Origin of the sequence: Paenibacillus sp. CECT 9249 (assembly GCF_918697855.1) — a bacterium.
In the GTDB taxonomy this organism is placed as follows: domain Bacteria; phylum Bacillota; class Bacilli; order Paenibacillales; family Paenibacillaceae; genus MSJ-34.
The window spans coordinates 142561-161771 of sequence record NZ_CAKKLI010000005.1 but is presented as its reverse complement, the minus strand read 5'-3'; the positions used below and the strand labels follow the sequence as shown (position 1 = coordinate 161771).

General features: G+C 52.2%; 16 protein-coding genes. 14 read left to right on the top strand and 2 right to left on the bottom strand.

The features are described 5' to 3' along the window. The first annotated feature begins 103 nt into the window (after positions 1 to 103). The 3 genes from LQ229_RS07075 (at position 104) to LQ229_RS07065 (ending at position 4621) form a co-directional block, all read left to right on the top strand. Complete coding sequence (locus tag LQ229_RS07075; protein WP_230191280.1) at positions 104 to 1495, top strand: extracellular solute-binding protein; 1392 nt, start codon at positions 104 to 106, stop codon at positions 1493 to 1495. Positions 1496 to 1579: 84 nt separating this feature from the next. Further along, a complete protein-coding gene (locus tag LQ229_RS07070) occupies positions 1580 to 3397 on the top strand; it encodes a beta-galactosidase (RefSeq protein ID WP_230191279.1) in 1818 nt (605 codons plus the stop codon). Positions 3398 to 3640: 243 nt separating this feature from the next. Further along, a complete protein-coding gene (locus tag LQ229_RS07065; RefSeq protein ID WP_230191278.1) occupies positions 3641 to 4621 on the top strand; it encodes an NAD-dependent epimerase/dehydratase family protein in 981 nt (326 codons plus the stop codon). 61 nt (positions 4622 to 4682) lie between these two features. Here the strand turns inward: LQ229_RS07065 and LQ229_RS07060 are convergent, their stop codons facing one another. Together LQ229_RS07060 and LQ229_RS07055 are read right to left on the bottom strand one after the other, a co-directional pair. Then, positions 4683 to 5246 carry a DUF6022 family protein gene (locus LQ229_RS07060; protein ID WP_230191277.1) on the bottom strand — a complete coding sequence of 188 codons (564 nt, stop codon included), beginning with the start codon at positions 5244 to 5246 and terminating at the stop codon, positions 4683 to 4685. 609 nt (positions 5247 to 5855) lie between these two features. Beyond that, positions 5856 to 6521, bottom strand: coding sequence for an endonuclease domain-containing protein (locus LQ229_RS07055; protein WP_230191276.1), 666 nt, complete (start codon positions 6519 to 6521; stop codon positions 5856 to 5858). Between the two features lie 229 nt (positions 6522 to 6750). On the opposite strand from LQ229_RS07055, the gene LQ229_RS07050 reads away from it, so the two are divergent. From LQ229_RS07050 to LQ229_RS07000, 11 genes are all read left to right on the top strand, one after another. After that, entirely contained in the window at positions 6751 to 7179 is a 429-nt protein-coding gene (locus LQ229_RS07050) for a DUF6157 family protein (protein ID WP_216537939.1), read from the top strand. Between the two features lie 116 nt (positions 7180 to 7295). Beyond that, positions 7296 to 8201, top strand: a complete 906-nt coding sequence (locus tag LQ229_RS07045; RefSeq protein WP_230191275.1) for an AraC family transcriptional regulator — start codon at positions 7296 to 7298, stop codon at positions 8199 to 8201. A gap of 206 nt (positions 8202 to 8407) precedes the next feature. Continuing rightward, positions 8408 to 9058: a helix-turn-helix transcriptional regulator gene (locus LQ229_RS07040; protein ID WP_216537937.1), complete on the top strand. Its 651-nt coding sequence runs from the start codon at positions 8408 to 8410 to the stop codon at positions 9056 to 9058. 47 nt (positions 9059 to 9105) lie between these two features. Next, on the top strand, positions 9106 to 10578 hold the full coding sequence (locus tag LQ229_RS07035; protein WP_230191274.1) for an aldehyde dehydrogenase family protein: 1473 nt from the start codon (positions 9106 to 9108) through the stop codon (positions 10576 to 10578). A 25-nt stretch (positions 10579 to 10603) separates the two neighbouring features. Next, on the top strand, positions 10604 to 11341 hold the full coding sequence (locus tag LQ229_RS07030; protein ID WP_216537935.1) for an MBL fold metallo-hydrolase: 738 nt from the start codon (positions 10604 to 10606) through the stop codon (positions 11339 to 11341). 115 nt (positions 11342 to 11456) lie between these two features. After that, positions 11457 to 11924, top strand: coding sequence for a RidA family protein (locus LQ229_RS07025; RefSeq protein WP_216537934.1), 468 nt, complete (start codon positions 11457 to 11459; stop codon positions 11922 to 11924). A gap of 117 nt (positions 11925 to 12041) precedes the next feature. Further along, complete coding sequence (locus tag LQ229_RS07020) at positions 12042 to 13130, top strand: sugar ABC transporter substrate-binding protein (RefSeq protein ID WP_230191273.1); 1089 nt, start codon at positions 12042 to 12044, stop codon at positions 13128 to 13130. Beyond that, the gene (locus LQ229_RS07015) at positions 13127 to 15688 is read left to right on the top strand and encodes an ATP-binding cassette domain-containing protein (RefSeq protein WP_230191272.1); all 2562 of its coding nucleotides are present in this window, start codon (positions 13127 to 13129) and stop codon (positions 15686 to 15688) included. The genes LQ229_RS07020 and LQ229_RS07015 overlap by 4 nt, the downstream gene beginning before the upstream one ends. Positions 15689 to 15730: 42 nt before the next feature. Further along, on the top strand, positions 15731 to 16744 hold the full coding sequence (locus tag LQ229_RS07010) for a Gfo/Idh/MocA family oxidoreductase (protein WP_216537931.1): 1014 nt from the start codon (positions 15731 to 15733) through the stop codon (positions 16742 to 16744). 18 nt (positions 16745 to 16762) lie between these two features. Further along, positions 16763 to 18220, top strand: a complete 1458-nt coding sequence (locus LQ229_RS07005) for an aldehyde dehydrogenase family protein (RefSeq protein ID WP_230191271.1) — start codon at positions 16763 to 16765, stop codon at positions 18218 to 18220. Beyond that, positions 18217 to 19191 (top strand): ABC transporter permease, encoded by a 975-nt coding sequence (locus tag LQ229_RS07000; protein WP_230191270.1) that lies wholly within the window; start codon positions 18217 to 18219, stop codon positions 19189 to 19191. Before LQ229_RS07005 ends, LQ229_RS07000 begins: the two co-directional genes overlap by 4 nt. Positions 19192 to 19211 lie beyond the last annotated feature (20 nt).

The following is a 19211-nucleotide window of genomic DNA, read 5'->3' as shown; positions in this document are numbered from 1 at the left end:
TCTGCCTAGGACCTCAAAATTTTGCACTTGACCGCGTGAGCCCGTGTTTATACTGATGTTGAAAGGAATTCGAACCATTTATCATAACGGGGGTTGAAGCAAAATGAATCAAAAAAGCAAACGAAGAATTTCATTATTGCTTAGTCTGTCGCTGGTGCTTATATTGTTGTTGAGCGCTTGCGGCAAATCCGGTTCCGAGCCGGAGGCAAGCGGCGGTTCCTCATCCGATGGCGGAGGGAAACAGGAACAAGTGACTATCAAGTATTACAACTGGGATAACGAGGCGCAGTCGGTCAGCACCGACGCTATGCTGGAAGAGTTCATGCAGGCGAATCCGAATATCAAGGTCGAGCATGTTGTGCTCGTTCCCGGCGATTCCGTAGAAATGTTGAAAAAGCTTGATTTTCTCATTTCTTCCGGCGAAGCGGTCGACGTGGTGCAACTGCCTAGTCTTAACGACGTCCTCCTGCGGGGAAGCCGGGGCGCGCTCGCTCCATTGAACGAGTTCTATGAGAAAAACGGCTTGGTGCCGGAAGACGAATATTACGTCAATCCAAAAATCGACGACAAATATTACGGCATGCAGTACACGAAAAGCGTCAATTACGTCATGCTGAACAAAGACGCGCTGGACGAAGCGGGGCTGCCGGTGCCTACCTACGGCTGGACATGGGACGATTTCCGCGATTACGCCAAGAAGTTGACCAAAGGCGAAGGGGTGGACAAGCGTTACGGCACGTATTTCCACACTTGGGAGTTGTACATGAACGCGCCGGCGCAAACGGTCATGAGGGATCCTTTCCTTTACAGCGACGGGACGACGATTTTGGCGGACCCGACATACAAGTACTTCTTCCAATTGCGCAAAGACATGGAGGAAGTAGACAAAACCGCGAAGCCGTATGCGGACGTGCTTGCCGCCAAGCTGAATTACCGGACGGAGTTTTTCAACGAAGAAGCGGCAATGATTCTCACCGGTAACTTTACGATTCCGGATGCGGGCAATCAGGAGCAATATCCGCACCAGTTCAAAACGGCGTTCGCTCCGGTTCCGTTGCCGCCGCAAGGGGCCGAGCCTAAAGAATACGAGGGCGGCAAATATTTCACCAGCGGTTCCCAAGTGGCGATGGGCGCGACTTCCAAACATAAAGACGCCGCGTTCGAATTGATGAGATTTATGACGACGGCAGATTCGACGGCGAGAGCCGAATTCTCGGGCTGGAAGAAAGCGAACAACGACGCGATTCTCGACCGCTTGATCGCCGGCAAGGAAGAATGGTACGACGTAGAATCCTTGAGATATTCGGTAGCCAGCAATGAGATTCAATTCTTGGACGCTTCCCCTGTCATGACGACGGCTTCGCCGGAGTTGACGAAGGTGATTAACGACGGATTCAGCAAATTTATGCTGAGCAACGAGCCGATCGACGAAGTGCAGAAATGGATGGTCGATGAAGCGACGAAAATTATAAACGAAAAAGGAACCATTAAATAAAAAAGTACTGAATGCATTGAGCTTTGAGGAATCCGGCTGCGGCCGTCTCAAAGCTCTCTTTGCAATAAGGGAGAGGATTATGAAGTGAGCCGGTTAACGTGGCAAGAAGAACAATATCTATTGGATGGGGAGCCGTTCCGCATTGTATCTGGCGCCATTCACTACTTCCGGGTCGTTCCGGAGTATTGGGAGGATCGTTTGCGAAAATTGATGGCATGCGGGTTCAACACGGTGGAAACATACATTGCCTGGAACGTGCATGAGCCGAAAGAAGGCGAATTCCGTTTCGAAGGGATAGCGGATGTGGTCCGATTTATCGAGTTGGCGGGCCGGCTGGGTCTGCACGTGATTGTCAGACCGAGCCCGTTCATCTGCGCGGAGTGGGAGTTCGGGGGATTGCCGGCCTGGCTTTTGCAAGACACCGACATGCAGCTCCGCTGCTTCGACCGGGCTTATCTGGAGAAGGTGGACCGTTACTACGACCGTTTGATTCCGCTCCTTGTTCCGCTGCTTTCGACGAACGGGGGGCCGATAATCGCCGTTCAGGTGGAGAATGAATACGGCAGTTACGGCAACGATACGGCGTATTTGGAATATTTGCGCGACGGGCTGGTACGGAGAGGAATCGATGTGCTGCTCTTTACTTCGGACGGACCTACGGACGAAATGCTGCTGGGCGGCACGATCGAAGATGTGCACGCCACGGTCAATTTCGGTTCGCGCGTGGCCGAATCGTTCGGTAAATTCCGGGAACATCGGCAGACGGAACCGCTTATGGTGATGGAATATTGGAACGGCTGGTTCGACCATTGGATGGAGCCGCATCACGTCCGCGACGCCGACGATGTGGCGAACGTATTGGACGAAATGCTGGAGAGCGGCGCTTCGATCAACATGTATATGTTCCACGGCGGAACGAACTTCGGCTTCTATAGCGGCGCCAATCATATTCGGACGTACGAGCCGACGGTGACCAGCTACGATTACGATGCGCCGCTGACGGAGTGGGGCGATGTTACGCCCAAATACGAAGCGGTCCGGCGCGTTCTGGCCAAGCACGGTTTCGAGCCCGGCTGCCCGCTGCCGGAACCGGTGCCCAAGCTTTCGTACGGAAACGTTACGCTGGCTGAGCGGGCGGATCTGTTCGGGCAACTGGAACGGTTGTCCAAGCCGGAAGAACGGGTTGCGATTCAGCCGATGGAGAAGTTCGGGCAGGCCTATGGGTTTATCCTGTATTCAACCTGGGTCAAGGGGCCGCGCTCCGGACAGAAGCTGTATATCCAGGACGTTCGCGACCGGGCGCAAGTGTTTCTGGACGGGAAGCTGCTCGGGGTCATAGAGCGCTGGAATCCGCAGCCATTGGACATTTCCGTGCCTGCAGAGGGAGCGAAGCTCGATATTCTGGTCGAAAATATGGGCCGGGTCAATTACGGGCCGCTGCTGCGCGATCCGAAAGGCATCACGGAAGGGGTGCGCATCGACAACCAGTTCCAATATCATTGGACGGTTCGGACGCTGCCGTTTGAAGCGGAGGCGTTGGCTTCCATTCGTTATGAGGAGCATGCGGGCGGCGATGGGAACAAGGAGGTACCCGCATTGTACCGCGGCTATTTCGAAGCGGACCGGATCGGCGACACGTTCTTGCGATTCGACGGCTGGAAGAAGGGCGTCGCATGGGTGAACGGCTTTCTTCTCGGCCGGTATTGGGAGGCCGGACCGCAGCGGGCTTTATATGTCCCGGGTCCGCTGCTGCGGAAGGGGCGCAACGAAATCGTGCTGTTCGAGCTGCATGGCTGTTCGAACGGGCCAGTCATTACGCTCACTGACCAACCCGATCTAGGGACGGTCGAAACGATGGACGAAAGCGTCTTGAATTTCGTACAGGATGATCCGGAATCATAGCCGGCACGATTCGCGATAACGGGCGAAGGGCTTGCGCTTCAGGTATCATATGACCTGCGGCATTCAGCCTTTCGTCCGTTCTTAATCCTGTTCATTATTAAGGACAGTAACTATTCGTAGGGACATGGGCAGGCCATGATTTGTGATTTAAATCACATATCTTGCCCTGCCCAAAGGTTACAATGGAAGCAGATAGAGAGTATAAGAAACGCATCCTAGAAGCGGTGAAGGAGTGGGGAGAACATGAAAGAAGTGTTCGTATTAGGCGGAACAGGCTTTTTAGGATATTATACGACGAAAGAATTGCTGAAGCGGGGTTACGCCGTATCGACGGTAGCGTTGCCGCCGATGCCGGCCGAAGATTTGCTTCCCACGGAAGTGAATTGCACGCTCGGAGACATGAATCGCATGAGCGATGAAGAAATTATGCGGATGCTGCAAGGAAAGTACGCTTTCGTCTACGCGGCCGGAGCGGACGAGCGGATCGTGCCTCAAGCGCCTGCGTTGAAATTTTTCTATGAAGCGAACGTGCTGCCGACACAGCGGATGGCGCGGCTTGCCAAGCAAGCGGGCGTGAAAAAGTTCGTGCTGTTCGGTTCGTATTTCGCCCATTTCGCCGAAGTGTGGACCGACCTCGATTTGAAGCGGGATAACGCTTATCCCCGTACGCGGCTGCTCCAAGAAGAAGTCGCCTATATGGAAGGGGAGGGGGCCATGGACGTCATGACGCTTCGTCTGCCATACATTTTCGGCGTTATGCCGGGACGGACGCCGTTATGGACGATGTTCGTCGATCAAGTGCGGGGCAAAGACACGGTGCCCGTGCTTGGAGGCGGTACGGCGATGGTTACGGCCAGACAGGTGGCGGAGGCTGCCGTAGGGGCGATTGAGCACGGAACGCACCGGACCGGCTATGCGATCTGCGATACGAATATGAAGCATAGCGAATTTATGCAAATGATCGCCGATATGCTGGGCCAAACCGAGACGAAAATTACGGTTGTTCCGCTTGAACAAATGAAACCGGTCATGGAACAATACGATGCCTACGATCGGCAGGCGGGCAAGGAGCACGGCATTCACTTGGGATATACGGCAGAGATTCAAAACCGGGACGCTTATCTCAATCCGGACGATACGATGCCGATTCTGCAATACCGGCCGGACGATGTTCGGGCATCGATAAGAGAAACGCTGCAAAGATGCATGGAGGCGGGTAACTAAACAAAGGGAACGGACGGGGCATATAGCCCCGTCCTGTCTCGTTATACGCCGGAAAGCGCGTTTATACGGCTCCAGTTCCATCCTCGTTTTGCTGGCTTCGCAAATATAGCTCGTATTCTATCGTGAATTCGAGCGCTTGCTTAAAGTCCGGCGACAGAAGCGACAGCGCCTCGACGACATCGTCCTTCCTCGTCTCGTTTAAGGCGATAATTCCAGGCTGGCGAGGGATGCGAAACCGGGTATGGTCGTGATGCGTAATCGTCACGATCGTGCCTAACGGTTCCTCGTCCGAACCGTATATCGTACTCCACATCCAACGCTGCTGATTGTTCTCTTCCTCGTTGCCCCATTCCCTTGAAAAGTCAAAGTCTCCCGGCAGCCGGGGCTCGGGACGCAAACCGGCTTCCTTAAACTGCCTATGAATAGGCAGCAGCAGCAGGTTCAAATACGTTCCGTACGCCGCATCGCCCGCCTCGAGATAAGCCTTCTCCAGCTTCTCCCGCTCGTCTAGAAGTACGGATTGCCAATGCTTGCCGATATGATTCTTCATAAATTCGGCGATGGCGTCAATAGGCCCTCCCTTATTATCCTCCAGAAAATCTTTGAGCGTCTTTTCTTGGTTCATACGCAATCTCCTTTCCAGCTTCTTTAATTTTGGAATGACACTTCAATCTTACAACATTCAAGCAAATGATAAGGTTGGCAGTATTTCTCTTTGATATCAAGCGGGTTACAATCATTGAATCATCATGTAGTTCAATCTTTTTTTACCGTGTTTTATCAAAACCGCTCTATGTTGTAAAATATACAACAATATTGTCGGTTTTTCACACGAAGAAGCCATTTTCACTCCATTATGCTGTACAGAATACAACATAGCAACGGCTTGTCCGCAGTTTGACCTCGCTATGCTGTACAAAGTACAACATAGGCAAAACAGGGCAGCTATTTAAGCGGCTAACAGTGGCTTGAAGCAGCTAAAAATGGCTTAAAGCAGCTTAAAGTGTGGCTTGAAGCAGCTAAAAATGGCTTAAAGCGCTTAAAGTGTGGCTTGAAGCAGCTTGAAATGGCTTAAAGCAACTAAAGTGGCTTGAAGCAGCAAGATAGGTAGTCATATGCAGCCATAAACTGGCATAAACACCAGGCAGTCATAGTTTCATAGCGATGTACCTCTCCATATCGAAACAGGCGCGGCGGCGGACGGGCGTCGAAGATACTGCGAAACCAAATCCTCTTACCGTAACTGCTCGAAATATCCCTTGCTCAATTCATAGCTGCGAACATACTTGCCGCGAACGAGCGGGTGCAGCAACCCTTTATCGGCGAGACCCTGCAGCCATTTCCGCGCCGTACGGAAATTAACTTCATAATATTGGCTAACATCCATCGGACGGATCGGCCTCCCCAAGCTCCATGCCAATCGAATGACATCCTTCTCGACCGGTGAAACGGATGCGGCGGATTGGCTGCGGATCAGATAAGGGCCCACCACTAATTGCAGCAGCATGCGGCATACATCGGGACGTTTCTGTACATCGTCAAAAGAAAAATGAATCATCTTCCAGCCCATTCCCGTAAGAAAGGTTTCCCGATTCAAGGAATAGCTGAAGCTCTCCCGATCCATATCTTTCACATGGCTTTGGAACCCGTCGCATTCAATGCCGAAACGGCCGAATGGCGGCAGAAAAGCGAAATCGAGGAATTGCGACTTTCGATTCCAATCGTATATCTCATATTCCGGATGCAGATGATCGAAGTTCCCGAACAACGGCCACCATACGTTTTGAAGCAGCAGCTTTTCCGCGTACAGATGCCCTCTTAGCAAACGTCCTTTTCGCTCCCCGCTCCTAACGGCAAGGTGACCGTCGATCCATTCGCGATGCGCTTGTTCAAAATCCATAACATTCATCTCCTTCATCTTATCAATAAAAAAAGAACGCCCTATGCCGATTGGCTATGAGGACGTTCTTCGTCTGAACTATATTATACTATTGGAAAAGTCTGTATGCTAACTGTTTTTGAGATTTCCGGACAAAGGTAACATAAATCAGCGATTCGCCGCGCTTGATTTCAACCGAAATTTTATCAATAATGGAACTAATCGATGGACAAAGGAGCGAAAGCCGACTATGGAATGGAATTATTACAATACATTCATCACCGTCGCCCCGGATTGTCCGGCAACGAAAGGAACGGTGCCGCCGGACAAAAAATCGGGAAAATCGAAAGCCGGGATCGAGTTTGAGTTGATTTCCTCCCATCCTTACGAGTACACCCAGGAAGATATTCTATACGAGGTGCATGTCCGGCATAAGGGGATACCGCAGGAGGAATTGGAAGAGCGCGGCACGCAAATAAGAGACGAATTTTTCCAGAAGCCGACAGCTTGCATGAGAGCGTCGATGCTGCCGAAGAAATTCGGCTGGGGCCTTCATTTCGATACGGAAGGCAAAGTCGCCCTCGTTCCGATGGAATCGGATCTGTACCGGGAATTCGCCGGCGGCGAGCGGGAAGGCGTCAAGGTGCTTGCCGCAATGCGCAACGCAAGGAAGAAATAACTAGCCGTCCTACGGTTCGCGAATGCGAAACCGTCAGGGCGCTTTTTTAGATCAGCAAAAAATATCAAAACCCGCATCCCGCGATTTGCTATGCTGATATCAAAGGAGGGCAGGGGATGAACGTTCAAGCGATCATACGCCGAAGCATCGATTACATCGAACATCATTTGGAAGAACCGATCGATCCGGAGCAGGTGGCTTCTTACGCCGGATTTTCCATGTACCACTTTCACCGGTTGTTCAGCAAGGAAGTGGGCACGTCCGTCGCCGATTACATTCGGACCCGTCGCCTCTGTCATGCGGCGCAGCTTTTACTTTACTCGGAGGAGCCTATTATTGAGATCGCCCTCCAATACGGGTTCGAAAGCCAGGAGGCGTTCACGCGGGCGTTCAAAAAAATGTACGGATTGCCGCCCGGCCAATACCGTAAAACGATCGCAAGCGTCGGGCATCAACAACATAAACGAGGAGGCAATATAATGGAGCAAACGGCTAATGCAAATGTACAAGGTTGGTTTCTGACCGGAAGTCATCCGCAACATTATGAAATCGGCGTCGATCGCCAAATCGTGCACCAGGGCAGGGCATCAGGCTATCTTAAGTCGATCGCGGCGAATGGCAACGGAGAATTCGGCACGATGATGCAGCAATTTAAAGCGGACCAATATGCCGGCAAGCGGATGAAATTTTCCGGTTTTGTCAAGACGGAAGGGGTTAGCGGCTTTTGCGGACTATGGATGAGAGTCGACAACAAAGCGCAGGATGCGTTGGAGTTCGACAATATGAATAGGCGTCCCATTAAGGGCGACACGAATTGGAACCATTATAGCGTTGTACTTGATGTGCCGGATAACAGCGCCGCCATAAGTTTCGGCGTATTGCTGACAGGACAGGGGCATGTGTGGGTTGACGGGTTTCAGTTCGAGGAAGTCGACCGCAGCGTCCCGACAACGAACCAAGACGACTACGACGATTTGCCCGACGAGCCCGCCAACCTGTCTTTTGAAGCGGAAATCGAATGATCCAAGTACCTGAAGAACCTGGCTTTGATCAACCAAGCCCAGGTTCTTTACGTTTATTCGCTTGTGCAAATCATCCCGGAGCGCTAATCATTGACAAATTTTTTTGTATCTAATACAATTATTTTGTATAAAATATAATCCGCGGAACAATGCATTCTCATATGTTATATTGCAACGCGTCCCGAGAGAGAAATAGGTGGTTTCGAATGATCAAAAACTTAGAGGATATTTACGATGTGCTAAAGCCGTTGATCAAGGCGATCGCACATGCGTTAGGTCCGAATTGCGAAGTGGTATTGCACGATATGAGCAAACTCGAACAATCCATCGTGGCAATTGAAAACGGTCACATTACGGGGAGAAAGGTGGGAGACTCCAGCACGAATCTCGGACTGGAGGTGTACCGTAAACCGCCGGAGGAAGGCAATCTCCTGAATTACATGTCGACGACCAAAGACGGTAAGGTGTTAAGATCTTCTTCGATCTATTTGCGCGACGAAGCCGGGCAAATACTAGGCTCTATCTGCATAAATTATAATATTACCGACTTCATGCTAGTATCCAATGTGATTAACGATTTCATCAAGACGGATAAAAAAGTGGAAGAGACGTTCGCCGGCGACATTAACGAGGTGATCGAGAAGCTGCTGGAAGACGCCGTATCGATGGCAGGCAAGCCCGTTCCGTTTATGCAGAAGGAAGACAAGATGAAAGTGTTGAAATTTTTGGATGAAAAGGGGGTATTCACCGTAAAAAGGTCCATGGACCGCGTCGCTATGTTTCTGGATATGTCCAAATTTACGATTTACAATTACTTGGAGGAAATTCGGTTAGGGAAAGAAAGTAACTTGCTGTAAAGTTTTCGCGCATGAATCATTTTTTCCGTTGAGGGAGGATGCGTTGTATGAATGGACAGGAAATTCGGCATGAGGCGGCAAAAGATTATCTGATGTATATTGACGGCAAGTGGGTTGAGGCTGAAGGCGGGAAATATTTCAGCACGTACAGTCCCGCAAGCGGAGAAACGATCGGAAGAATTCCCGAAGGTTCGAGAAACGACGCGGTTAAGGCGATCCATGCGGCTCGGCGGGCCGCGGAAAGCTTCAGGGACGTATCCGTTTGGGAGCGGTCGGAGCTGTTGAAGCGGGTCGCCGCCGTCATTGAGAAAAGGAAAGATGAGCTTGCGTATATTTTGACATTGGATCAAGGCAAGCCATATTATTCCGAATCTGTTTATGAAATCGCTAACATGGCAAAAACCTATCTGGAAGCCGCCGAACAGATCAAATGGCTGGAAACGCCGGTCATACCGGTTGAGGACAGAAACAAACGCGTATTTAGCATCAGACAGCCGAAAGGCGTATATGCCGTCATCACGCCATGGAATTTTCCGTTTATGATTCCTACCGAATATTTGTCGGCCGGACTGGCCGCAGGCAACACGATCGTTTGGGTGCCCGCGCCGACGACTTCGATCTGCGCCGTGAAGCTGATGGAATGCTTCGAGGAAGCGGGGATGCCGAGGGGCGTCGTCAATTTGGTAACCGGCAGGGGGGACGTTGTCGGGGATGAGATTGTGTCCAATCCTGGAACCGATGCGATCGGTTTTACGGGCAGTTCGGCAACCGGCAAGCAAATCGCGATCCGGGGAGCGGGCAAACCGTTGCTGCTGGAGCTTGGCGGCAACGGCCCGACCATCGTATTGAAGGATGCGGATATCGACTATGCGGCGAAGTCGATCGCGGCCGCTTGTTTCTCCAATGCCGGCCAGGTCTGTTCTTCGACGGAAAGAATTTTAGCGCATCGGGACGTCTACGATTCGTTTGTGGGCAAAATGGTGGAACAGGCGCGGCAAATTAAGCTGGGAGACCCGTTCGAGCGGGCTACAACGATGGGACCGTTAAACAATTATCCGGTTGTGGAGAAAAACGTTCTCCATGCGGAGGACGGACGCAAGCGAGGGGCGAATATCCTTACCGGCGGAGCGGTTGCGCAGGAATTTCCCGGCGGATTGTATTTTCAACCGACCGTCGTCGCCGATGTAACGCCGGAATGCCTATATAACGCGGAGGAGACCTTCGGTCCCGTCGCGCCGATCATGCCGTTCGATTCGCATGAAGAAGCGCTGGATATTGCGGGGCGCAATCAATGGGGGCTAGTGAACGCCGTCTATACGAACAGTCTGAGGGATTCCATGTATTTTGCGGAAAAACTGCGCGCAGGCATTGTCAATATTAATGAAAACAGCAATTATTGGGAGCCCCATATTCCATTCGGCGGAGTGGCCGGGAAATCGAGCGGACTCGGCAGAGTAGGCGGAAAGTATTCGATTATGGAAATGTCCGATTTGAAAACGATATGCATGAATATACGTTAAAACGATTGGCGAAGGGAGCGCGCTTATGCGAATTGCAGACCGTATCATGCTCATAGGCAGCGGAGAGACGGGGACGATGTTGAGTCATGCGCTGGATTGCAATATGTATTTGATCGATTGTCACACCGAGTTTGTTATGATCGACGCCGGTTCGGGGGTGGAGCCGGAACGCATCGTCCGCAACATCGAATCGGCGGGCGTCGATATGAAGAAAGTATCCCATCTGCTGTTGACTCACGCTCACGGAGACCACGCCGCGGGAGCGGCGTTTTTCCGCGATGCGTTCGGGATGCGCGTCGTATGTCCGCAAGAGGCGAAGGCATGGCTTGAGAACGCCGACGAGGACAAGCTCAGCATTGGCCCGGCGAAGCGTGCCGGCATCTATCCCGAACATTTTCGGTTTCCGCCTTGCACGGTCGACGATGCCGTAGGCGATAACGATAAGTTGAACATTGGGGACGCAGTCTTTCAAGTCATTGAAACGCCCGGGCATTCCCGGGGCCATGTTTCTTATTTATGGATTGATGGCGGTACGGTCCGCTTATTTTCCGGCGATTCCGTCTTTTCCGGCGGAAAAATCAGTTTGCAAAATATTTGGGACTGCTCGATCCAGGCATATGCCCAAACCGTCGCGAAACTGCATGCCCTGCGCGTCGATCAATTGTTTCCCGGCCATGGCCCGTTCTTGCTGCGCGAAAGCTGGAAACATATCGAGAAAGCGCATATGGCTTTTGAACGGTTGGCTTTGCCGGCAAATATATAAAAAGAATTTACAAATTTTTTTTGGTATATTGACAAATTTTTTTGTATTAATTAAAATAAATTTGCAATGAAAGCGCATACGAAGGAAGATACATCTTAGAAACGGAGTGAATAACATGTCAAGCATTGAAGCAAGATTGTTGGAGTTGGGTGTCGTACTGCCCGAAGCTCCGAAACCCCGGTTCAAATATGTTCCGGCGAAAACCGTAGGAACGCTCGTCTATACGTCCGGACAAGACTGCCGGATTGACGGAGTACTGAAATATGAAGGCAAAGTAGGGAAAGAGTTAACGATCGAACAAGCTCAAGATGCGGCGAGAATAACCGCCATCAATTGTTTAGCCGTCCTCAAACAACATATCGGCAATCTGGATAAAATCAAACAAGTCGTGAAATTGTTAGGTTTCGTCAATTCGGCAGAAGAATTCGCCGATCAACCGTATGTCATCAACGGCGCCTCCGAGTTTCTGGAAGAAGTATTCGGGGAGAAGGGCAAGCATGCAAGATCCGCGGTATCCAGCAACGAACTTCCGTTCAATACGCCGGTAGAGATCGAAATGATCGTAGAAATTGAAAGCGATTAATTCATTTCGGCGAAGCCAAGGAAGCGATCTTCATTTTGATCGGGGGTGATGTATGAATAATATTCAGAATATTCAGAATATTCGATGGTTATTGTGAAATCAGGAGGGGACATAAAAATGAAAAAGAGAACAACGAAAATGATAGGTTCAATCATGATTGCAATCGTCCTTATCGTCTTGTCGGCTTGCGGATCGAGCGGCTCCGGCAATACAACGCAAGGAAGCGGCGGCTCCGCTCCCGCGTCGAACGAGTCGAATAAACCGAAATTAGGAATTGCCGTTATCGATTTGAAAAATGCGTTTTTCGTACGGATGAAAGAAGGCGGAGATGCGGCCGCTAAAGATTACGGCGTAGAAGCGATCTGGCAAAGCGCCGACGGCTCGTTGGAAAAGCAAATCTCGATTATTGAAAATTTCATTCAACAAAAAGTCGATGTGATCTTAATTGATCCGATGGATGCCAAAGGATTGATTCCGGTCATCGACAAAGCGGGAGAAGCCGGCATTCCGGTTATTACAATGGGAAATAAAGTAGAGGGCAAACAAAATCATAACACATTATATCCCGATTACGAGAATATGGGCATGATTGCCAGAGCGATGGCGACCGCCATGGACGGCAAAGGGCAAATCGCCTTGTTAACCGGGGCGGCGGGCAATTTCGTATCCGATACGCGGGAGAAAGGCTTTAAAGATGTCATTGAGAAAGAATTTCCGGATGTTGAAATTGTAGGCGTGCAGCCGACTAGCTTCGATCCTGCGCAAGCGCAGCGCATTACGGAAACATGGCTGAACAACTATCCGGATTTGAAGGGCATTGCGGTCATCACCGATCCGCTTGCGCTTGGGGCGATGTCAGCTGCCGAAGCGAAAGGGAAGCAGCTGATTTACGGAGGAATTGACGGCGATGTCGAGATGCATCCGTTTTTTGAGAACGGTTCCATGATTATCGACGTGCTTACCGGATCCGCGCGCGTAGGGTACTGGAACGTTGCGGCAGGAGCGCGCATTGCCAAAGGCTCGAAATTCCCAACCGACCTTTTCATGCCGACCCACTTTATTATGACGGACGACATGGCGTTGAATTTGAAGAGCAAAGGGATGGAATTCCGTCACATTACTCCGCAGACGGCGACCGTTATTGCAACCGGATACACCGAAGAATTAGGCCCGAACCAACCCGATGAGAGGATTAGCGGCCAATGACTCCGGCAAAGGCTAGTTTGAACGGGAACAATTCGGTCCATCGAATCGCGCTGCTGTTCAGGAACCGTTCCGGCAGAATTAATATTACGTTAATCGGAACGAGTGTGTTGCTCCTTATATTATTCGGCAGTACGCTGCCCCATTTCATCTCCTTCGGGAATTTCATCAATATGGGGCATCAAATGGCAATCACGGCTTTAATCGCGTTTGCCATGACCGCTGTTATTCTAGCCAGAGGAATCGACCTGTCGGTCGGTTCATCTCTGGCTTTAGCGGGAATTGTCGGCGGAATCGCCCTTCAAAGCGGGCTGCCGTCGTTTCTTAGCCTTCTGATCACAATCGCGGTTGGAATCGGCGTCGGCATATTGAACGGCTTTTTGGTCACAGGCTTGAACATTAGCCCGTTTATCGCCACATTCGGGACGATGGCGATGTGCCGCGGGGCGGCGCTCAGCCTGTCGAACGCTTCCAGCATTCAGATCAACGATCCCGTCATGATTTGGCTCGGCTCGGCTACCGTCGGACCTGTGCCTGTATCGATCTTTCTGATTATTCTGTTCTTGATCGTTTGGTGGCTCGTATTTAACCGTACGATCCTCGGCCGCTATATTTATGCGGTCGGCGGCAATGCCGAAGCGACCCGCGCCTCGGCGGTGAACGGCAAACGGATCCAGTTTCTCACCTATGCGATGGCCGGCGGGTTCAGCGGTTTGGCGGCGATCCTGCTGATCGGGCGGGTACAGTCGGCCCAGCCGTTAGGCGGATTCGGCCTGGAGTTTGACGTCATTACCGCGGTGGTCATCGGCGGGACGCTATTGAGCGGCGGAGTGGGCAGCGTGCTGGGGACGTTTTTCGGAACGATCTTAGTGACAATCATCCGAACAGGCCTGTCCTTTTTCGGAATTGCGCAGGAGATTACCTATATCGTAACCGGCGGAATGATCTTGCTGTCCGTTCTCTTATACCAACCGGATCTGCTGAAGTCGTTCCGAATATCCGGCGGGAGAATCCACAGGCTGCAGCCGATCTCCCATGCGGCGGGGGATGAAGGACAACGCGCGCGCAGGGAGAACCATACGCTGCGCTTGAACAATATCGGCAAGCTATATTCCGGCGTTCGCGCATTGCAGCAAGTCAATTTCGAGGTATCGTCCGGAGAAGTGGTATCGCTTGTCGGCGAGAACGGTGCCGGCAAATCGACGTTGGTGAAAATTTTGTCCGGCGTCATTACACCGGAAGAAGGGACGCTGGAATTGGACGGCGAGCCGATCGAACTGCGTAATCCGAAGGAGGCGAGAGATGCCGGCATCGGCGTTATTCATCAGCATTACAGCCTTGTTCCGGAATTGACGATCTATGAAAATCTGTTCATCGGCCGCGAAGAAACGGTCACCGGCTTCCTGCGCAGAAAGCGCATGAAACGATTAACAAAGAAACTGTTGGACGAGTTTCGCATCGGCCTAAAGCCGGAAACGAAAATCGGACAATTGACGGTAGGGCAATGCCAGCTCATTGAAGTGGTGAAGGCGACACTGGGCAACCCGTGGCTGATTATTATGGATGAACCGACGTCTTCCCTTTCCCGGAGCGAAAGCGAGAAGTTGTATGAATTAATCCGGGAACTGACGGCCAAGAATGTGGCGATTCTTTATATATCCCATAAAATGGAAGAGTTGTATCAACTTTGCAATCGTGCCGTCGTGCTGCGCGACGGGAAGCATGTGGGGAATGCGGAGCTTCCGGAAACGGAAGAAAATGCGCTGATCAATATGATGGTAGGGCGCAACATTGAAAGCATCTTCCCTTATCGCGAAGCGAAGCCGGGAGACATTGCGATTCAGGTTGACGGTTTATCCGACGGCGGTTTGTTAAAAAATGCGTCTTTCCAAGTGCGGCAGGGCGAAGTCGTCGTGCTGGCAGGGTTGATCGGCGCGGGAAGAAGCGAGGTGCTGGAAGCGATATTCGGATTATCGCCCATCAAGCACGGCAAACTTGCCGTATTCGGACAAGAAGTGAAGCGGCCGACTCCGCAAACGATGAGCGGCATGGGGCTTGCCTTCGTACCGGAAGACCGCCATGAAGCCGGCTTTGTGCCGATGCTCTCCGTTCGTCATAATATAAGCTTGTCATGGCTTAGAAGAAACAATAAGTTCGGCTTTATTCCGATGAAAGAAGAAATATCGCTCGTCCATAACATGATGGACAAGTTGAATGTGAGACCGGCCGACCCGGACAAGAACACGATATTCCTTTCCGGCGGCAATCAGCAAAAGGTCGTGTTGGGCAAGTGGCTGGTGACGCAGCCGAAGATTTTACTGCTTGACGATCCGACCAGGGGCGTTGACGTTGGGGCGAAATCGGAAATTCATCAGATCATCGCCGAGCTCAAAGCGCAAGGCGTCGCGATCTTAATGGTATCTTCCGAACTGCCGGAGGCGTTGAACGTCGCCGATCGCATTATCGTGATGCATGAAGGACGAACGGTTGGCGAATTGGCGCATGGAGCTGCCGAGAACGAAGTGATGAACTATGCGCTGGGCATGAATCGTACGGGATAACGCAAAATGAGCGAACACAATAGACAAAAGGAGTGTTTTGAAATGAGAAGATTGAAAATGGCGATTGTCGGAGCGGGAGTTATGGGACAAATGCATGCGCGTACGGTGGCGGAATGCGATTCGGCCGAACTGGTTGCGATTGTCGATTTGAATAAAGCGGCGGGCGAAGCGGTTGCCGGCCAATACGGGGTTCGATATATATCGAGCGTGGAGGAAGCGTTAAAGGACGAATCGATCGAAGCTTATACCGTTGCACTGCCGGACAGGCTGCACGTGGAAGCCGCCTCGAAACTTTTAATGGCGGGCAAAGCCGTATTGCTGGAAAAACCGATGGCCGACACGCTCGAAGGGGCGAGACAAATCGCCGAAGCGGCGGAAAAAGGCGGCGGCCGGTTAATGGTGGCGCATATTATGCGTTTCGACCCTCGTTACGCGACGGCGGCCGAGGCGGTAAGAAGCGGAAAAATCGGCGATTTGGTTCATGCCCACGCCAAACGTTTTTCCTTTCAGGAAGTGGGCATTCGCATGAGAGGCACGAGCTCCGTTTGTTTTTACCTGGGGATTCACGATGTGGATGCCATGCAGTGGGTAACAGGCAAAAAGGTAAAGAGCGTCTTCGCCAGATCCGTCTCCAAAATTATGCCTTCGCACGGCGTCTCCTCCGAGGATGCCATCTTCGCGAATTTCCTGTATGAGGACGGAGCGATCGGCAATATCGGCATCAGTTGGGCGATGCCCGAATACATGCCTTCCGGCATTAACGCTTCGCTGGAAATTGTCGGAACGAAAGGCGTGCTGCAAATCGATACGTCCGATCACGGCTTAACCGTCATTAACCGCGATGCGGTCGTCATTCCGGACGGTCTGCACTGGCCGGAGGTGCATGGCAGAATTACCGGCGATCTCAAGGATGAAGTGCTCCATTTCGTAACTTCCGTCCGCGACGGCAAAGATTTTATCATTTCCGTGCGGGAAGCGATGCAAGCGGTCGCCGTGAACGATGCGATTCTCAAATCGGTGGAAACCGGGAAAATCGTGGATGTGGAGGCACTATAACATAAGGAGGGCGACATCATGATGTATCCGATGTACATCGACGGAGCATGGTACTCCGGCGATGGCAAACATGTGAAAGATGTGATTAGCCCGGCGACGGGCGAGACAATCGGCACGATTCCGACGGGAACGAGAGAAGATGCGGACCGGGCCGTTCGCGCCGCGCACCGCGCGGCCCCTTCCTTGGCCGCCATGACGGTATTTGAGCGGGCGGAATTATGCCAGCGGATCGCGGATGCAATTGCCGCTAACAAAGAGGAATTGGCGAAAGTGCTGAGCATGGAGCACGGCAAGCCGTATCATACCGAGGCGCTTGGCGAAGTGGAAGCTTGCATCACCTCTTTCCGGGAAGCCGCGGAACAAATCAAATGGATGAACTCGGAGATTATTCCGCTCCGCGACCCGAACAAACGGGCGTTTGCCTATCGCCGCCCCAGAGGAGTATACGGCGTCATTACGCCTTGGAATTTCCCCATCGGCTGCGCGAGCGCTTATTATCTCGCTCCCGGCTTGGCGGCCGGGAACACGATCGTATGGATTCCGGCCCCTTCGACGGCGGCTGTGGCAAGCCGGTTCATGCGGTGCCTGGAAGAAGCGGGCGTGCCGAAAGGGTATGTCAACCTTGTCATCGGGGAAGGAGCCGTTGTCGGAGATGCGGTCGTCGTGCATGAATTAACGAGCGCCGTCGCTTTTACCGGAAGCACGCCTACCGGCAATACGATCGCTTCGAGAGCCAAGGCGAAGCCATGCTTGTTGGAGCTTGGCGGAAACGGGCCTTCCATCGTACTGGCGGACGCCGATTTGGAGAAGGCATCGGATGCGTTAATTCGCGGCAGCTTTGCCAATGCGGGGCAGATTTGCACTTCCACGGAACGGGTGCTCGTACATGAGGCGGTCGCCGACAAGCTTGCCGAATTGCTTAAAGCGAAAACGGCCGCCGTGACGCTGGGCGATCCGTTCGATCCCGGCACGACGATGGGACCGGTCCATAATCGAATCGTGGCGGAGAAGGTAGTCGCTCAAGTGGAGGATGCCGTTCGCAAAGGCGCGAAGGTGATCGCCGGCGGGAACATCCAAGCGGACCGGCCTACCGCGCTGTATGTGGAGCCGACCGTAGTGGACCATGTGTCCGTCGACGCTCTTATCAACACCGATGAGACGTTCGGCCCGGTCATTCCGCTCATCCGCTTTCAGGATGAATCCGAACTCCCCAGCTTGATTGCTTCCAGCCCTTACCGTCTCTCTGCCGCCATATTTTCCGACAATGTGGGCAGGGCGATGAGCATGGCGGAGGAATTGAATTTCGGTTTCGTTCATGTCAACGAAGCGGGCAACTACTGGGAGACGCAAATACCGGCGGGCGGCACGTCCGGAAGCCCGAGCGGGTACGGCCGCAGCGGCGGGAAATGGTCCATTGAAGAGATGAGCGAAATACGAACCGTCATCGTTACGCTCTCGGGAGAAGGAAACCGATGAACGCGAAGAAGCATCTCTCATGGAGCCGTATATTGCAATTTGCCCCGGTCATTCTGCTGATTGTATTGTTATGCGTTTTTGCGTTCGTAGACGACCGAATTATTACCGGTCCGAATCTGCTGCAAATATTGGTCCAGGCCGCGCCGATCGCGATTTTGGCTTTAGGCGCCATGATCGTATTGATCTCGGGCGGCATTGACCTGTCGGCGGGTTACGGCGTCGGGTTATGCGCCGTCGTTGTCGGATTGGTGCTGACGAACGGCGGATCCTTGTTCAGCGCGATCATCATCACGTTGATGGTGGGAGTCGTCATCGGATTGTTCAACGGTTTTTTCGTCGGAATGTTGAAGATACAAGCGTTTATTGTCACGCTCGGTTCCATGACGTTAGTGCAGGGCGCCACCTTATTGCTCGCTACCGGCGGCGTCTTGATCGTCACCGATCCCGTGCTGAAGAAAATAGGGGTCGGGGCGACGGCGGGACTGCCGAATATTGCGATTGTGACGGCGGTGTTAATTGTGGCCGCGGCTTTGCTCATTAAACAAACGAGTTTCGGATTAAGAACGTACGGCATCGGCAGCAGCTTGGAGTCTTCCAGATCGTCCGGCGTTCCCATTGTCAGACAGCAATTGTTCGTTTACATCTTCAGCGGCGTCTGTACGGCGATCACCGCGATTCTGCTCGTATCCCGCGCATCCATCGTCTCGCCTAACATCGGGGGCGTCAATTTGATGCTGGATGCCATTACGGCGACCGTTATCGGAGGAACAAGCATATTCGGCGGCCGAGGGTCCATTGCCAGCACGTTGGTAGGGGCGATCATTATTAGCCTTATTACGCACGCCATGTCCGTCTTTGGCATCGGCGCCTCCAGCCTGGATTTTTTCAAAGGAATGATCATCGTCATTGCCTTGGCCATGGACTCGTTGTTAAGAGCAGCGCAGCATAAACTGGGCGCCAGACAAGCTTAATATCGTTGTTGACCGTAAAC

Coding starts and splice junctions, on each gene's coding strand:
- LQ229_RS07075 (WP_230191280.1), top strand. CDS start 104: ATGAATCAAAAAAGCAAACGAAGAATTTCATTATTGCTTAGTCTGTCG.
- LQ229_RS07065 (WP_230191278.1), top strand. CDS start 3,641: ATGAAAGAAGTGTTCGTATTAGGCGGAACAGGCTTTTTAGGATATTAT.
- LQ229_RS07060 (WP_230191277.1), bottom strand. CDS start 5,246: ATGAACCAAGAAAAGACGCTCAAAGATTTTCTGGAGGATAATAAGGGA.
- LQ229_RS07055 (WP_230191276.1), bottom strand. CDS start 6,521: ATGGATTTTGAACAAGCGCATCGCGAATGGATCGACGGTCACCTTGCC.
- LQ229_RS07050 (WP_216537939.1), top strand. CDS start 6,751: ATGGAATGGAATTATTACAATACATTCATCACCGTCGCCCCGGATTGT.
- LQ229_RS07045 (WP_230191275.1), top strand. CDS start 7,296: ATGAACGTTCAAGCGATCATACGCCGAAGCATCGATTACATCGAACAT.
- LQ229_RS07040 (WP_216537937.1), top strand. CDS start 8,408: ATGATCAAAAACTTAGAGGATATTTACGATGTGCTAAAGCCGTTGATC.
- LQ229_RS07035 (WP_230191274.1), top strand. CDS start 9,106: ATGAATGGACAGGAAATTCGGCATGAGGCGGCAAAAGATTATCTGATG.
- LQ229_RS07030 (WP_216537935.1), top strand. CDS start 10,604: ATGCGAATTGCAGACCGTATCATGCTCATAGGCAGCGGAGAGACGGGG.
- LQ229_RS07025 (WP_216537934.1), top strand. CDS start 11,457: ATGTCAAGCATTGAAGCAAGATTGTTGGAGTTGGGTGTCGTACTGCCC.
- LQ229_RS07020 (WP_230191273.1), top strand. CDS start 12,042: ATGAAAAAGAGAACAACGAAAATGATAGGTTCAATCATGATTGCAATC.
- LQ229_RS07015 (WP_230191272.1), top strand. CDS start 13,127: ATGACTCCGGCAAAGGCTAGTTTGAACGGGAACAATTCGGTCCATCGA.
- LQ229_RS07010 (WP_216537931.1), top strand. CDS start 15,731: ATGAGAAGATTGAAAATGGCGATTGTCGGAGCGGGAGTTATGGGACAA.
- LQ229_RS07005 (WP_230191271.1), top strand. CDS start 16,763: ATGATGTATCCGATGTACATCGACGGAGCATGGTACTCCGGCGATGGC.
- LQ229_RS07000 (WP_230191270.1), top strand. CDS start 18,217: ATGAACGCGAAGAAGCATCTCTCATGGAGCCGTATATTGCAATTTGCC.